The organism is Kitasatospora sp. NPDC098652 (assembly GCF_044760155.1).
GTDB lineage: Bacteria > Actinomycetota > Actinomycetes > Streptomycetales > Streptomycetaceae > Kitasatospora.
Genome location: NZ_JBIWAQ010000001.1, coordinates 298394 through 312781, shown reverse-complemented (window position 1 = coordinate 312781; position 14388 = coordinate 298394). Strand labels below are relative to the sequence as shown.

Genomic DNA, 14388 nt, shown 5'->3' with positions numbered 1-14388 from the left:
AACTATTGGGGTGAAGAGAAGGCGGACCGCTCGGCGGCCCGCCTCGGGCTCGGGTCGTGTTTGCCGCCCTCGGGGCGGGGTGTCGGTCCTCGGTGTGGCGGCGTCAGTCCTCGGTGAGGGCGTCGACGCCCGCGACGATTCGGGCCAGCAGGTCCAGGAAGGTCGCGCGCTCCTCGACGCTGAGGCCGCCGACCAGCGACTGCATCCGGGCGAAGTGCTCGGGGGCGAGCTCGCGCAGCCGGTCGGCGCCGCGCGCGGTCAGGATCACCACGTTGCCGCGGCCGTCCTCGGCCGACGGCCGGCGGACCACCAGCCCCTCCCGCTCCAGCCCGTCGACCAGGCCGGTCACGGTCGCCCGGGAGACCCCGAGGGTCGCCGCGAGCTGGGACGGTGACTTCTCGCCGCCGTGGTCCTCCAGGTCCGCCAGCAGCCGGTACCGGCCGGTCGAGAGGCCGAACCGCCCGAAGTGCACCTCCCCGGCCTGCCCGAGCCGCGCCCCCGCCGTCATCAGCCGGGCCGCGACCAGGATCGCCTGCGGATCGGCCGACAGGCCGTAGCGGGCGATCTGCCGACGGACCTGCTCGATGCTCGGGGCGGCGGGACCGGTCTCGGGGTGCTGCGTCATGAAAGTAATATGGCGCCTCATCAGATTCCGGTCAAGCTGCCCTGGTCGCCCGTGCCCGGGAGACCGGCCCGGCGACGGTGGTGCGGTAGGGCCCCTTCGGTCGGTCAGCGCCCGGTCAGCGCCCCCGTCAGCGCCCGTTCATTGCCCGGCGCAGACGGATCAGCCAGTCCTGGGCCGTGCCCCGGACCCTGCGGTGCCGTGCCCGGAAGTCGTCCCAGGCCCCGGGCTGGAGGGCCAGCGAGTCCAGGTGCAAGGTGGTCCCGCTCGCCGGGGTGACGGGTCCTCGGCGGAACACCCGGTGCAGCAGCTGCGGGGAGGGGCTGGTGCCGGCGGCCTCCGCGAGCAGGACGGCGTCGTAGAGGTCCTTGGGCTCGGCGCGGCCCTCCGTCGCGGAGTCGGCGTGCAGCCACAACAGCTTCCAGGCGAGCGACAGCTCACGGCTCGCGGTGCGTACGGGGGTCGGCGCAGCGCCGTCGCCACGGGGGACCGCCGTCCACACGGGGGCCTCGGGGAGCCGCTCGTCGCGGGCGAAGTCCAGTGTCACCTCGCCGGGCGGGAGACCGTCGGCCCGCCAGGGGATGGCCAGGCGGATGCCCGGGGAGTCGTACTCCGCGTAGGTCCAGGTGCCGTCGAACCGGGCGGCGGCCGGGTCGAGGACCAGCCCCGGGGCGGCCGTCGGCTGCTCACGCACCAGGTCGAGCAGCGTCCGGTGGGGCGGGTCGGCCTCCGGCTCCGCCGCGCCGATCCAGTGCAGTCCTTCGGGGGCGAGCACGGGTCGCAGACCGGGCGTGTCGACCTCCTCGAAGCTCCAGATCTCGTACCGGGCAGCGCCGTCGGCGGCTTCCGGCCACTGCTGGAGGATGGCCGGCTCCGCCACGTACGGGTACGGGTGCCCGGGATCGACGGGGATCAGTGGTGGCGGCGGGACGATCCAGTCGAGGTCGGCGGGCTCCCGTGCGTCGGCCCCCACCCAGGCCGGCATCACCATGCTTCCGCGCAGCACCAGGATGTCCCCCAGGCGGGAAGTGGCGACCAGGGCGAGGAGGTGGTCGAGGACGGCCCGGTGGGCTCGACGGCGCCCGTCGTCGTGCTCGAAGTCCCCCGCGAGATCCTTCACTTCCGCCACTCCGCGCCTGCTCGTCCGTCCGTCCGCTCGTCGGTGGCCGACTGTAGCGGCCACCACCGACAGCGGGCGGGCCGGCCGGGACCGCGGGGACGGGGGGAGGCCCGCGGTCCCGGCCGTGGGAGGCACCGGCCGACGTGGGGGCGTGGCCGGTCTGCCCAGCAGCCCCGCGAGGGGGTGGTGGGGCTGCTGTGACCCGGAATGCTAGACCGGTCCGGGCCGCATGAACAGAGCTTTGACCTGCGAACTTTCGGCCGCGGACATGCCAGCGGGCCGGTGGTTCAGCGCCGGTGGGCACAGCTCGGACGCGGAGGATGCCGATGCCCGACCGGATCCTTCGGCGACCGCTGGAGTAGGGTCTCGCAGTCGTATCGGGTGATCTTCATGAAGGGGTTCCGCGTGTCAACTCCGGCCGAGCCGCCACCGAGTGCCGAACACCACCCCTCCGACGGGCCGGGCCGGCTCACGGACGCCGCGCCGACCGCGGCCCGGTCGGGGTGGCCTGCGGGGCCTGCGGGGCGTGCGGGGCCCGCGGGGCCTGCGGGGCCTGCGGGGCGTTCGGGGCGTGGCCCGCGTGCCCGGGCGTGGATGTGGGCCGGGATCGCGGGCTGCGTGCTGCTGGCCGCCGGACTGGCCGTGGTCCTCGCCTCCCCGTCGGATGACCGAGAGAGTCCGGTGGCGCTGACCTCGCTCGCGCCCGGCACCTGCTTCCGGAACCCCTCCGCGAGCTACCTCCAGGCCCATCACGATGCCCCGGACGGGCCGGGCCGTGACGTGCTGCCCGTGACATGCGCCGAGCCGCACCGCGGCGAAGTGGTCGCCCAGGCCGCCCTCGACCCCGACCAGGTCCGCCACAACGACCTCGCCACCGCCTCGCAACTGGCCTGCCGGGAGCCCTTCGCGGACTACAACCCGGACTTCTGGGCCCTCCCGGACAACGCCGTCATCACCCTCGTGCCCCCGCGGGAGCAGGACTTCAAGGACCACCCGGTCGCGACCTGCCTCTACCTGGGCCGGAGCATCCCGCTCACCCGCCCGCTGCGTGCCGACACCTCCCGCCTGACCGCCGGGCAGCGCCGCTACCTGGACGCCGTGCGCTCCTACGACAACGTCTCCTCGGTCGGCCTGGACGCGGGGGAGTCGACCAACGACCACCTGACCGCCTGGGCGGGCGAGATGGCCACGGCCGAGCAGCACGCGGTGGACGAACTCCGGAAGGCCGGAGCACCGGCCGGGGCCGAGCAGCAGTTCGCCGTCGTCCTCGACCAGCACCGCAAGGCCGTGTCCGCCTGGCAGGCGGCGGCGGCCGGGACGACCCGCGCCGAGATCCACCACCAGATGGACGCCGCGCGCGAGGCCGACCACGCCGCCATGGACGCGGACCAGGCCGTCCGCGGCGCGCTGGGGCTCTCGACCGCCATGCGGCCGCGCGGCTACTCGCTCTGACGGTGCCTCAGGGAGAGTGCCGGGGCGGGCGGTAGTTCGGCCGGGACCGCAACACCCGCAGCAGTTCGCCCAGTTCGTAGGGGTGGAACTCGCTCTTCGGTACGGCCACCGGGAGTTCACCGCGGGCGTAGAGGTACAGGTGGTCCCGGTCGTCCCTGATCCGGGAGAAGCGCGACCAGGAGAACGCCTGCCGGAAGCCCCCGGTGGTGAAGGCGCAGCCGCTGTCGGCGAAGGTGATGGTCAGCGGGCCGGGGTACTGCGCCCGGTGACGGGCGACGCGGAGCCCGGTGACGAACGACTGCCAGAAGGCGAGCAGCAGGGCGACCACCACCAGCACCACGCCGAGCACTGTCTGGCCACCCGTCACCAGCAGGGCGATGCCGCAGGCCGCGAGCGCCGCGCAGCAGGCCCGGACCACCGCGAAGCGGCGCCGGTAGGCCCGCCGCACCCCGCGGTACTCCTCCTCGGCCGTCAGCTCGTAGCTGACGTGGATGCTCACAGTTCGCCCTCCGGTGGTTCGTCCACTGTCCCGCCGCCCCGGTATCCTGACAGCAGCGGTGGCGGGCGCCAAGTGCTTTGGCCCGCACCGGGGTTCAGGGGGCGGGGACGGGATGGCGCCGCAGGTCCGGACACGGCCGCGGTGAGACGGACGGCCAGGGCGGCGCCCATGTGCCGCTCCCGCGCCGCGACCGGGTCGAGGCCCTCGGGCATCCGGAATCCGGCCGGGAGTTCCTCGGCGGCCTGCACCCGGTCGATCCGGCAGGTGCGTACGCTGTCCGCGCGGCGCGGCGCGGCGCGTCCGCTCCGGGACGCTCGCGGCCTCCTTCCGCTGCCTCCCCGCACACCTCGACGAAGGAAGTGAGTCCCACCGTGGACATCCTGCTCATCGGCGGCCTCTGGCTCGACGGCAGCGCCTGGGACGCGGTGGTACCCGCGTTGGAGGCGCTGGGGCACCGCCCGCTAGCCGTGACCCTGCCGGGCCAGGGCGACGGACGCTCGTCCGCCACGCTGGACGACCAGCTCGCCGCCGTCCTCGCCGCCGTGGACGCCGCCGAGGAGAGGCCCCTCGTCGTGACGCACTCGGCCGCCGCCACCCTCGGCTGGCTTGCCGCCGACGCCCGCCCGGACCGGGTCGCCAAACTGGCGCTGATCGGCGGCTTCCCCCACCAGGACGGCCGGCCCTACGCCGACTTCTTCGCCATCCACGACGGCGCGATGCCCTTCCCCGGCTGGGGCCCGTTCGAGGGGGCCGATAGCGCCGACCTCGACGCGGAGCTCCGCCGCCGCATCGCCGCCGAGGCCGTCCCCGTCCCCGAACAGGTGGCCAGGGGCGTGGTCCGGCTGACGGACCGCCGCCGCTACCAGGTGCCGGTCGTGGTGGTCTGCCCGGAGTTCACCCCGCAGCAGGCCCGGGAGTGGATCGCCGCCGGCGAGGCCCCGGAACTCGCCCGGGCCGAGCACGTCGACTTCGTCGACATCGACTCCGGCCACTGGCCCATGTTCACCAGGCCCGCCGAACTCGCCCACCTCCTCCACGGGATGGCGCCCCGGGGCTGATCGCGCCCGCACTCCGGCCCCGGAACCGGGTCGGTGCCCCGCGGTCGGGATCACCCACCCGTGGGGTGCGCTCTGCGGCAGGATGTCGGCGTCGTCCTGCCCGAGTTGAGGAGCGCCCCTTCATGCGCCGTGCTTCCCTGGCCGCCTCCGCCGTCCCCTCCGCGTGCGTCACCGCGGCCCTGGCGGCGGTCACCCTGCTGTCCGGTTGCTCCTCCTCGGTGCCGGATCGGGACCGCAGTGCGGAGGTGGGACTCATCCTGTGTGCATCGGAAGGCGTCGATCCCGTCCTGGGCGGTCGGATGCGAACGGAGCGGTGCGCGCTATCGGTCGACAACGGCTCTCCCCGCATGCTGGCGTACACGATCGACCTTGCCTGCACGAGTACCGAGCGCCACGCCTTCGACGCCGGCCGCACGGTCTACTACGTGCCGCCCGGCCGGCACACCATCGCCGCCGTCGGCATCCTGGACAGCGTCACCGATCGCGATCTGGCTTGTCGCATCGGTCCGGTGAGCGCCCAGGAGCTGACGCCGGAGGACGGCAGGCCGCAGCCGGCGGCGTCCCCCGACGGTGTGCTGGCGGCCGCGCTGGCGAGGCCGGGAACCGGTGGTGGTTCCGGCCGGGTCGGCACGGAGGCGTCGTCGTCGGCGTCCACCGGGGCGTCGGGCGCTGCGCGGGGCGAGGCCTCTGCTGCGGCATCGGCGTCCGCGTCGGTGGCAGCGTCCGCATCGGCTTCCGCTGCCGCCGTCCGGACGGCGGCAGCGCAGCAGAAGGCGCTCGCCCAGACCTACACGATCGGCGACTACGGCGTCAGGATGAGCCTGGCCAACCCCGCCAACACCACGACCGTCGACCTCCTCCTCGATGTGACCTCGCACGATCCGAACACCGGGCTCGCCAGGCAGTTCGGAATCGTCGTCACGCTGCTGAACGTGGACGGCGCCGTGAACGCCGAGGGCACGGTGTGCGCCGAACTCCTGGGCGGTGACTCCCAACGGCTCGAGTTCAGCCCCGATCGGGGAACGACGGACTGGACGACGGTGCACGTCACCCGTAGCCCCACCGAGCCCTGCTAGTGCCGCATCAGACCACGTTCGCCCCGTGTGCTCCGCGCGTCCGACCGGCGCCACTTGTCGGGTTGATCGGGCAGGATGTTCGCATGGAGGCATGGCGGATTGAGGCATTGATCAAGCTCGTGCTGGATTCTGCAGCGCGTGAGGATGAGCGGGTGGACGCCGCCATGTACCTGGGCGAGAGCGATGACCCTCGTGTCCGCGCGGCACTGGTTCAGGTCTGCTGTGACCGGGGGGCCGGGTACTCGCTGACCGCGGCCTGTGCGGGTGAGTCCCTGGGGGAGATCGCCGCACGGACCGCCCCGCTCACGGCGGAGGAACTGGCGCTCTTCCGTGGAGAGGCGCTGAAGGAGTACCGCATCTCGTACGAGCAGTTCTTCGGCGCTGGCAATGGCGCGGTCGTGGGCTGAACCCTGCTCGGTCGTTCTCAGCGAGGAGGGCGTCTCGTTTCGACGCGTGAAGACCTGGAAGACCTCCCGCGCCCCCGACTGCGCCACGAAGAAGGCCCGGGGTCAGGACGGCTGGTGCGGGGGAGCGGGGGCGGCGGTGGAGGGCAGGAGCCAGTCGGTGGTGGGGTGCGGGGGCCGGTGTGCGGGGGCCGGGCGGGGGGTGCCGCGGTAGCTCAGGTACATGCCGGTCAGGGCGGTGACCTTGGCGCGCAGCAGCCAGGGGTCGAAGGGCTTGACGATGAAGTCGACCGCCCCCGCGTCGTAGCCGCGCAGGGTGTTCTCCGGGTCGGAGCCGATCGCGGTGACGAAGATGATCGGGATGTCGCGGGTCTGTGCGCGGCCCTTGATCTGGGCCGCGGTCGCGTAGCCGTCCATGCCGGGCATCTGCACGTCCAGGACGATGACGGCGATGTCGTTGTGCTGGAGCAGTGCCTTGAGCGCGTCCGGACCGGAGGTGACGGCCAGGACGTCCCAGTCGGCGGCCGCGAGGACGGCCTCCAGGGCCACCAGGTTCGAGGGCTGGTCGTCGACCACCAGGACCCTCGGCCGACCGGTGACGGCCGGGACGGCGGTCTCGGCCGCGACCGCCTCGATCCGCAGCGGGTCCTCGCCGGCCTGTTGCTCCGCCGCGATCAGCTGGCGTTCCAGCAGCTCGCAGCGGGCCTCGGCGGCGAGCCGGCGCCGGAGTGCCTCGCCCAACTCGGCCTCCAGCCGGGCGACCTCCTTCTCCAGGTCCTGCTTCTCCAGGAGCAGGTCCTCGCGGTCGTCGACGTAGACGGCGATCTCGTCCGCGCGGGCGCGCTCCCGCGCCCAGTCGCTCTCCAACTGGTTGAGGCGCAGTTCCAGATCGGCGATGCGGTGGTTCTTGTCGAGCAGGGCGTCGCCCAGGACGTCGCTGTGCGCGGCCGAGCGCCTCGACAGCCGGTCGGCCTCGGCCAGTTGGAACTGCAGCTGCTGCACGGCGTGGCCCACCGAGGCACTGGTCCGCAGCGCGGCCGCGTGCAGGGAACGGAGGAGCTCGACGGTCTCCAGGGTGGCGACGGTGCCCCGGTCGGCGCCCACGTCGGTGAGCAGGTCCTGGACGAACTGCCAGGACGGGATTCGCTGCCCGGACAGGTAGCGGGACAGCGCCCCCGGGCTCAGGTGCCGGCGCGAGCCGTAGCGGCGCACCGACACCGCGGGCCACAGCCCGGCGAACAGACTGCGCAGGGCCTCGGCGAAGGCACGGCACTCCTCGTTCAGATCGGGGCTCAGCGGCTGCAGGTTCCCCACTCGGTCACCCCCGGCGTCCTACGGGCTCCACAACGGCACCATCCTTGCAGTATCGGTGTGTTGGTGTGTCGGCGTGTCGGTGTATCGGCACGTTGGTCCGGTCGCGGCCCGGGGACCGGGAGCCCGGGGCCCGGGCCGCGCCGGTGTCAGGAAGTCGGCTCCGTTCCGGCCGGAGCCGTTCCCGCCGGGGCCCGTTCGGCCGGCGCCTTCTCGGCGGGCTCCTGCTCCGGACCGGCGATGAGCCGGTCGACGAAGGGCACGCTGACGCCGAAGGCCCCGGCGCCGTACAGCACGCACTGGGCCGCGTGCACGCCCCCAGCGGCGGCCAGGACGCCCGCACCTATCCCCGTGAGCACGCCGATCAGCAGTACCAGGGTCGCCCTGGTCGACAGCAGCGGACGCCGCACCGTGAACCTCCTCGATCCGTGGCGGCCTCCGCCGACCACGACCTGCCCGCCAGTCGGACCGAGCTGACGGTGCGTCACAGCATGGACAGTCCGGCCCCCGTTGCGCCCCCGTTTCCGGGGCGGCAACACCGATCGGCAACACCGATGTCGGGATCGACGCGGCGCGGCGCGCTGCCCGCCGGGCGACGCAGGACGACGAACAGTCCGACCGGCAGCCGCACTGACGGGGGATGCAAGGGCCCGCGAAGCCCCTCGGCGTCCCGTTCCGACGTTCCAGGGGCGCCTCGTTCCCGCAGGTCAGGGGCATTTCGCCGTTCCAGTGTCCCCAACGGGGCGTGCGGTCCGGCGGCTGGGACTTTCCGAAAGGGGCCGAGCACCACGCCGGTGCCCGCCGTTCCGACCGGCAGCGCCGGAAAGCCCGCGGCCACCGGGTCCGCGTCCACCGGTGCGAAGCCCGGACCGAACGCCCCCGCGTCCAAGTCGTCCGGCGGGCAGGCCTCGGAGGAGGCCAAGTCGGTCACCTGCACAGGCGACAACACCAGGACGACGGCCGCCCCGCTGAACCGCCCCGTGAACCACATGCTGCTCACGGTCACCAACACCGGCAGCGGCAGGTGCTTCCTGTACGGCTACCCGGCGGTCCGGTTCGGGGAGGCCCAGTCCGTGCCCCCGGTGATCGCCGACTCCAAGCCGCAGGCCGTCGTCACGCTCAAGCCCGGCGAGTCCGGCTACGCCTCCGTGAACCTGTCCTCCACCGACGGCACCGACAGCACCGACAGCACCAACGGCCAGACGGTGAACTCCCTGGCTGTCTATTTCCACGGCCCGTCCGGCAACGAGAGCGTCGGCGCCGGATCCCAGCCCTCGCTGCCCGCCAAGGGCGTCTTCGTGGACGACTTCCTCAAGGTCACCTACTGGCAGCAGTCGATGGACGACGCCACCTCCTGGTGACGCCTCGGCAACACCCTTCGGCGAGAACACGAGAGAAGTGAGAACGAGAGAAGGCGGTGAGCGGGATCTGGCGGGAGGCCGGGAACGCGTCCTTCAACCGCTAGGCGCAATGCCACTGACTTTGCGGCCACTAGCCGGTCGGGCAGGCGAGAGCCCGGCCGAGCTGCTGCAACACCCGTGCCGTCTCGGCCTCGGAGCACTCGGCGTCCATGACCTTCTGCACCGGCCCGACCGCCGTCTCGCGGGTCATGGGCACTGCACCCACGCTTCCTGCGGAGCAGCACCCTACTCGGCCGCACGAGCGGGGAGGTCACACGCGTTGGGCCGGCAGTCGCGGGTCGGCCCCTTGGTGACCGCGCGGATCCGGGCGGCCGCGAAGGCGGCGGCCCGCGCGAGCGGGAGACCGGCCGGCGTGGCGAGCCGCCGGGCGAGCGGCCGGTGGTCGGCCAGTGCCCAGAGACAGGCGACGAAGGCGTGGTGGCCGCGCCACACCTCGCCGGTGTCGCCGACCACGGTGATCTCGCCGAGCGATGCGTCGTGGTCGAGCCCGGGGAAGAGCTCGCGTGCCTCGGGGGAGGCGGCCGCGACGAACTCCAGCGGGAGGAGCTGCCGCTGCCCGCGCAGCCAGGAGGTGAGGCCGCGACAGAGCGGGCAGGCGGGATCGTGGAGCACGGTGAGCCGCCGCACGGGCGGCGGCTCGTACCCGTGCGCGGTCACGCCACGCCCGGCTTGACGTGGCCCTGCGCCGGGACCGGCGGGCGCGACGCTGCCATGGGCTCGCGCTCCTGGGCGCCCCGGCGGCGGATCCGGTTGAGCACGTAGACGTTGCCGAGGTGCATCGCCCCGAGTACCAGCAGGACGGTGCCGAGCTTGTAGGACAGGGCGTTGAAGATGCCCTGGACGTCGCCCACCTGCTCGTCATTGCGCATCCAGAGCGCGACGAACCCGAGGTTGATCAGGTAGAAGCCGACCACGAGCAGGTGGTTGACCGCGTCGGCGAGCCGGTCGTCCCCGGCGAAGACGTCCGCCAGGAAGATCCGGCCGTTCCGGCTGAGCGTACGGGCCACCCAGACCGTCACACCGGTGGCGACCGGCAGATAGACGGCGTAGCTGATGACTGTGTAGTCCACGGGACTACTCCTCTTCATGTTTCGAACGTGTTCAAAACCGTGTCGAGGAATACTGTAGCGCAATTTTGAACGCGTTCAAGTGAGGCGGGGGGGGGTGATCGCGGACCCTTGCAACGTCGCCGCCGTGCAGGGCACCGTCGGTCCTCGGCGACCCCGGCCACGCCGACGTGGCGACCGGTCCCGGGTCCGTGCGCCGATGAGCTTCCCGCGGCACGCTTGGTCGGTACGCCGGACACCCACGGACGGAAGGCTGGGCGATGCGGAGACTGATCTACGGCATGAACCTGACCCTGGACGGTTATGTCGCCGCGGCCGGCGACGACATCGGCTGGAGCGGACCGCCGAGCCCCGAGCTCTTCCAGTGGTGGCTCGAACTGGAGCAGGCGTGCGCCCTGTCGCTGTACGGGCGCAAGCTGTGGGACACGATGAGCTCCTTCTGGCCGACCGGCGACCAGCGGGCCGGCGCCACCCCGGCGGAGATCGAGTTCGCGCGGAACTGGCGGGTCACGCCGAAGGTGGTGTTCTCCTCGACGATCGACGAGGTCGGCTGGAACGCCCGCCTGGTCACCGGCGACGCGATCGCCGAGATCGCCCGGCTCAAGGCCGAGGACGGCGGTCCGATGAACATCGGCGGCGCAACGCTCGCCGGGGCCGCCATGCGCGCCGGGCTGATCGACGAGTACGTGATCGCCACCCATCCGGTCCTGGTGGGCGGCGGCACGCCGTTCTTCACCGCGCTGGACAGCTGGGTGAACCTGAACCTGGTGGAGACACGGACGTTCCCCGGGGGAGTGCTCCTGGCCAGGTACGAGAGGAGGCGCTGAGCAGTTCGAGTACCCGACTGGTCGGTTCTCCTCCCGCGCGTCGTCTCAGATGCCGAGCGCAACGGTATGACGCTCTGTCAACACCCCGTTCTGAGGCCGCGGGTAGGGTGCCGGCATGGACGAGTACGCGGTTCCGGTCCTGCCGAGCCGGGACCTGGACGAGACCCAGGAGTTCTACGGCCGGCTCGGCTTTGAGCCCCGGGGCCGCTGGGACGGGCCGGACGGCTACCTGATCGTCGTCCGGGGCACGGTCGAGCTGCACTTCCGCCATGAACCGGGGGTGGACCCGCTGGCCACCGCGGGCAGTTGCTACCTCCACGTCCGGGACGCGGACGCATGGCACCGGGAGTGGGCGCGGATCGGGGTTCCGGCCGACCCGGCCACCGGCAGCCGGCTCGAGCCGGTGCACGGCACCGACTACCGGATGCGGGAGTTCGCCCTCGTCGACCGCAGCGGCAACCTGCTGCGCGTCGGCAGCCCGGCGGCCGGCTGAGACCTGCGGTCGTCGTTCCACGGGGAGTGTTTCTCGGGCAGGTGGAAACGGGACCGCCCGGTCGCCTCGACTCGGCTGAGTCGCTGCGACCGGGCGGTCCGGGGTGTGGGCCCGAGGTTCGGGTCCGGGTGTTGCCGGGGTCAGACGGTGACCTGTTCGGTCCGCTCGGCGGCGGCGTGCGCGGCGGCCGGCTGGTCGCCGGTGGCCGGGGTGTTCTCCCGGGGCGTGGGGAGCAGGGCCATGATCACGCCGGAGATCACGATGGTGGCGGCCCAGGCGAGGCCGTACTTGCCGACGGGGGTGTCGGAGAGCGGGCCGGCGAACCAGTCGCACTTGGTGAAGGCGAGCCCGAACAGCAGCGCGAGCACCCAGGAGACCATCGCCTGCCAGCAGAAGCCGCCCGCGTACCAGTAGCGGCTGTTCCGGGTGGTGTCCATCAGCGCGGCGGCGTCGTAGCGCACCGCACGCGTCCGGCGCCGGAACATGTCCACCGCGTAGACGCCGATCCAGGCCGAGAAGGAGACGGCGAGCAGGATCAGGAAGGTGATGAAGGAGCCCAGGAAGCTCTTCGCGACCAGCATCAGCAGCAGGCCGCCGACCAGCGAGATCACGGCGTTGATGCTGACGGCCAGGGCGCGCGGCAGCTTGACGCCCATGGTCTGCGCGGTGAAGCCGGCCGAGTACATGGAGAGGCTGTTGATCAGCAGCATGCCCACGATCGCGGTCAGCAGGTAGGGCACGGCCAGCCAGGTCGGCAGCAGGTCACCGAGGAAGGAGACCGGGTCCGCGGCCTCGGCCAGACCGGGGGAGGCCACCGCCATCACGGCGCCCATCAGCACCATCGGCACCATGACCAGGCCGGCGCCGGAGACCGTCACGCCGACGATCTTCTTGCCGGAGGCGGAGTGCGGCAGGTAGCGGGCGAAGTCCGGGCCGGTGGGGACCCAGCTGATGCCGCCGGCGGCGATGGTCCCGATGCCGGCGATCATCATCGCGGTGGTGCCCGCGGGCTTGGAGAAGACCTCGCTCCAGTGCATGGTCGCGACGAGGTAGCCCAGCACCAGCACGCTGAACACGCCGAAGAGGTACGTCGACCAGGTGTTGCAGACGTTGAGCGCCTTCCGGCCCATGCCGGAGACCAGGAAGGTGCAGGCGACGAACGCGAACAGCGTGATCACGATCAGCGCGGTGTTGCTCTTGACGCCGAAGAGCAGGTCGAGCACGGTCAGCACGGCGTAGGCGCCGGTGACGGCGTTGATCGTCTCCCAGCCGAACCGGGCGATCCACAGGATCGCGCCGGGGAAGAGGTTCCCGCGCACCCCGAAGGTGGCCCGGGAGAGGGTCGCACCCGGCGCCCCGCCCCACTTGCCGGAGACCGACAGCACTCCGACCAGGCCGAACGAGACCAGCGCGGCGCACGCGGCGACGATCAGGACCTGCCAGAAGTTCAGCTGGTTCAGCACCACCAGGGCGGCACCCATGGTGAGCAGCAGGACGCTGATGTTCGCCGCGACCCAGGTCGGGAAGAGCTCGCGGACTCTGCCCTGACGCTCGTGGTCGGGGACGGGTTCGATTCCGCGCGTCTCTATCGCGCCGGCGGCGGTGTCGGCGGTGGACGTGTTGTCCATGAGGGGGGCTCCGGGCGTGTGAAGCGGTAGTAAATCGGGCAAATGGAACATTTATGGAACTCTTCGCGCGTAGCGCGGGAGTTGAGTCATCCTACTTTGTTCCGGATGCATCCCGATTGCACTGCCCTGCCGCTCGCCGCTCGCCACCCGGAGCCCTCCCGTGCTGGAGCGCCGCCGCTCGGTGGCGCAGCCCGTCAGGCCGCGGCGCCTGGGGCGATCCGGGGCGGCGTCCAGTCGGCGTGCTTGAGGACGGTCCGCATCATCGCGCCGGGCGGAGTCAGGCGGATCGCGGCGTTGCGCAGGCCGACCGCGAGCGGGTTGGCGAGCTGCTGGCCCATCCGGCCCGCCCGGCGGGCGTCCCGGGCCACGGTCTGGCTGCGCGGGCGGCGGACCGCGTCGTAGCGGGCGAGCGCGCCCTCCACCGTCGGGCTCGCGGCGACCGCGGCGGCGAGGGTCACCGCGTCCTCCAGGGCCTGGCAGGCGCCCTGGCCGAGGTGGGGCGTCATGGCGTGCGCCGCGTCGCCGAGCAGCGCGACCCGGCCCGAGACGTACGAGGACAGGGGGGTGGCCAGCGCGTTGACGTCGTGGTGCAGCACCGCCTCCGGGTCGGTCGCCGCCAGCAGCGCGGGGATCGGGTCGTGCCAGCGGGCGAAACGGCGGCGGACCTCGGCCAACGGGTCCCGGTAGCGGACCCCGGCCGGGGCGTTCAGGACGGCATGCCACTCGGCCCGGCCGTCCGGGAAGGCGATGTGGCCGAACTCGGCCCCGTGGCCCCAGGTCAGCTCGAAGTCGGTGGTCAGCCCCGCGACCGGGCGCTCGGTGATCGCCCGCAGGACGGTCGAGCCGCTGTACGCCGGCCCGGGGTGGGCCGGGAAGAGGCGGCGTCGGATCCGGCTGTTGATGCCGTCGGCCGCGACCACGAGGTCGGCCGCGACGGTGCTGCTGCCGTGGCTCACGGTGATCCGGTCGGGGGCGCTGGTGTCGAGGTCGGTCACCTCGGCGCCGATCACCAGGGACTCGACGGGCAGGGCCTCGCGCAGGATCCGGTGCAGGTCCGCCCGCGGGATGCCGACGATCGGTGCGCCCAGCTCGCGTTCCAGCGCCGCGCCGTCCATTGCGGCGAGGCGGCGGCCGTCCGGGGTGCGGGTGCCGCCGGTGTACTGCCGCCGGGACACCGCCTCGATCGCCTCCGCCACCCCGAGCGTCGCGAGTGCCCGCATTCCGTTGGCCGCCAGGGAGATCCCGGCGCCGGCGTCGTCCAGGACGGCCGCCCGCTCGATCACGGTCACCTGCCACCCCGCCAGTCGGAGCCCGATCGCGGCGGCCAGTCCGCCGATCCCGCCCCCGACCACCACCGCGCTGTTGCCGCTGCTCATGCCCGGTCCTTCCCCTGTCGCCGTGTTGCCTTCT

General features: G+C 72.7%; 16 protein-coding genes. 7 read left to right on the top strand and 9 right to left on the bottom strand.

Features of this window, described 5'->3' with window-relative positions; translation table 11 throughout:
- Window positions 1-103 precede the first annotated feature (103 nt).
- Together ACIQWA_RS01355 and ACIQWA_RS01350 are read right to left on the bottom strand one after the other, a co-directional pair.
- Window positions 104-625, bottom strand: a complete 522-nt coding sequence (locus tag ACIQWA_RS01355) for a MarR family winged helix-turn-helix transcriptional regulator (RefSeq protein ID WP_402476614.1) — start codon at window positions 623-625, stop codon at window positions 104-106.
- A 127-nt stretch (window positions 626-752) separates the two neighbouring features.
- Window positions 753-1742, bottom strand: a complete 990-nt coding sequence (locus ACIQWA_RS01350) for a nucleotidyl transferase AbiEii/AbiGii toxin family protein (RefSeq protein ID WP_402476612.1) — start codon at window positions 1740-1742, stop codon at window positions 753-755.
- 594 nt (window positions 1743-2336) lie between these two features.
- Here ACIQWA_RS01350 and ACIQWA_RS01345 point away from each other — a divergent pair.
- Entirely contained in the window at window positions 2337-3194 is an 858-nt protein-coding gene (locus ACIQWA_RS01345) for a hypothetical protein (protein WP_402476609.1), read from the top strand.
- Window positions 3195-3201: 7 nt separating this feature from the next.
- Here the strand turns inward: ACIQWA_RS01345 and ACIQWA_RS01340 are convergent, their stop codons facing one another.
- Entirely contained in the window at window positions 3202-3693 is a 492-nt protein-coding gene (locus tag ACIQWA_RS01340; protein WP_402476607.1) for a YcxB family protein, read from the bottom strand.
- Between the two features lie 371 nt (window positions 3694-4064).
- On the opposite strand from ACIQWA_RS01340, the gene ACIQWA_RS01335 reads away from it, so the two are divergent.
- The 3 genes from ACIQWA_RS01335 to ACIQWA_RS01325 all read left to right on the top strand — a co-directional run bounded on the left by ACIQWA_RS01335 (window position 4065) and on the right by ACIQWA_RS01325 (window position 6234).
- The gene (locus ACIQWA_RS01335) at window positions 4065-4751 is read left to right on the top strand and encodes an alpha/beta fold hydrolase (RefSeq protein ID WP_402477840.1); all 687 of its coding nucleotides are present in this window, start codon (window positions 4065-4067) and stop codon (window positions 4749-4751) included.
- Window positions 4752-4873: 122 nt separating this feature from the next.
- A complete protein-coding gene (locus tag ACIQWA_RS01330) occupies window positions 4874-5827 on the top strand; it encodes a hypothetical protein (RefSeq protein WP_402476604.1) in 954 nt (317 codons plus the stop codon).
- An 83-nt stretch (window positions 5828-5910) separates the two neighbouring features.
- Window positions 5911-6234, top strand: coding sequence for a hypothetical protein (locus tag ACIQWA_RS01325; RefSeq protein ID WP_402476602.1), 324 nt, complete (start codon window positions 5911-5913; stop codon window positions 6232-6234).
- 102 nt (window positions 6235-6336) lie between these two features.
- Here ACIQWA_RS01325 and ACIQWA_RS01320 read toward each other — a convergent pair whose 3' ends face one another.
- Both ACIQWA_RS01320 and ACIQWA_RS01315 read right to left on the bottom strand, forming a co-directional pair.
- Entirely contained in the window at window positions 6337-7545 is a 1209-nt protein-coding gene (locus tag ACIQWA_RS01320; protein WP_402476600.1) for a response regulator, read from the bottom strand.
- A 146-nt stretch (window positions 7546-7691) separates the two neighbouring features.
- Window positions 7692-7952 carry a hypothetical protein gene (locus ACIQWA_RS01315; protein ID WP_402476597.1) on the bottom strand — a complete coding sequence of 87 codons (261 nt, stop codon included), beginning with the start codon at window positions 7950-7952 and terminating at the stop codon, window positions 7692-7694.
- Window positions 7953-8336: 384 nt separating this feature from the next.
- Between ACIQWA_RS01315 and ACIQWA_RS01310 the strand changes: the two genes are divergently transcribed.
- Window positions 8337-8903, top strand: a complete 567-nt coding sequence (locus tag ACIQWA_RS01310; RefSeq protein ID WP_402476594.1) for a DUF4232 domain-containing protein — start codon at window positions 8337-8339, stop codon at window positions 8901-8903.
- A gap of 285 nt (window positions 8904-9188) precedes the next feature.
- Here the strand turns inward: ACIQWA_RS01310 and ACIQWA_RS01305 are convergent, their stop codons facing one another.
- Both ACIQWA_RS01305 and ACIQWA_RS01300 read right to left on the bottom strand, forming a co-directional pair.
- Window positions 9189-9620, bottom strand: coding sequence for a thiol-disulfide oxidoreductase DCC family protein (locus ACIQWA_RS01305; RefSeq protein WP_402476592.1), 432 nt, complete (start codon window positions 9618-9620; stop codon window positions 9189-9191).
- Window positions 9617-10033, bottom strand: a complete 417-nt coding sequence (locus tag ACIQWA_RS01300) for a hypothetical protein (protein WP_402476589.1) — start codon at window positions 10031-10033, stop codon at window positions 9617-9619. Before ACIQWA_RS01300 ends, ACIQWA_RS01305 begins: the two co-directional genes overlap by 4 nt.
- Before the next feature lie 257 nt (window positions 10034-10290).
- Between ACIQWA_RS01300 and ACIQWA_RS01295 the strand changes: the two genes are divergently transcribed.
- On the top strand, window positions 10291-10857 hold the full coding sequence (locus ACIQWA_RS01295) for a dihydrofolate reductase family protein (protein WP_402476587.1): 567 nt from the start codon (window positions 10291-10293) through the stop codon (window positions 10855-10857).
- A gap of 115 nt (window positions 10858-10972) precedes the next feature.
- A complete protein-coding gene (locus ACIQWA_RS01290; protein WP_402476584.1) occupies window positions 10973-11350 on the top strand; it encodes a bleomycin resistance protein in 378 nt (125 codons plus the stop codon).
- 140 nt (window positions 11351-11490) lie between these two features.
- Here the strand turns inward: ACIQWA_RS01290 and ACIQWA_RS01285 are convergent, their stop codons facing one another.
- Window positions 11491-12978 carry a purine-cytosine permease family protein gene (locus ACIQWA_RS01285; protein WP_402476582.1) on the bottom strand — a complete coding sequence of 496 codons (1488 nt, stop codon included), beginning with the start codon at window positions 12976-12978 and terminating at the stop codon, window positions 11491-11493.
- Between the two features lie 194 nt (window positions 12979-13172).
- The gene (locus tag ACIQWA_RS01280; protein WP_402476580.1) at window positions 13173-14354 is read right to left on the bottom strand and encodes an FAD-dependent monooxygenase; all 1182 of its coding nucleotides are present in this window, start codon (window positions 14352-14354) and stop codon (window positions 13173-13175) included.
- Window positions 14355-14388: the final 34 nt, after the last annotated feature.

Coding starts and splice junctions, on each gene's coding strand:
- ACIQWA_RS01280 (WP_402476580.1), bottom strand. CDS start 14,354: ATGAGCAGCGGCAACAGCGCGGTGGTGGTCGGGGGCGGGATCGGCGGA.
- ACIQWA_RS01355 (WP_402476614.1), bottom strand. CDS start 625: ATGACGCAGCACCCCGAGACCGGTCCCGCCGCCCCGAGCATCGAGCAG.
- ACIQWA_RS01345 (WP_402476609.1), top strand. CDS start 2,337: ATGTGGGCCGGGATCGCGGGCTGCGTGCTGCTGGCCGCCGGACTGGCC.
- ACIQWA_RS01295 (WP_402476587.1), top strand. CDS start 10,291: ATGCGGAGACTGATCTACGGCATGAACCTGACCCTGGACGGTTATGTC.
- ACIQWA_RS01285 (WP_402476582.1), bottom strand. CDS start 12,978: ATGGACAACACGTCCACCGCCGACACCGCCGCCGGCGCGATAGAGACG.
- ACIQWA_RS01290 (WP_402476584.1), top strand. CDS start 10,973: ATGGACGAGTACGCGGTTCCGGTCCTGCCGAGCCGGGACCTGGACGAG.
- ACIQWA_RS01330 (WP_402476604.1), top strand. CDS start 4,874: ATGCGCCGTGCTTCCCTGGCCGCCTCCGCCGTCCCCTCCGCGTGCGTC.
- ACIQWA_RS01325 (WP_402476602.1), top strand. CDS start 5,911: ATGGAGGCATGGCGGATTGAGGCATTGATCAAGCTCGTGCTGGATTCT.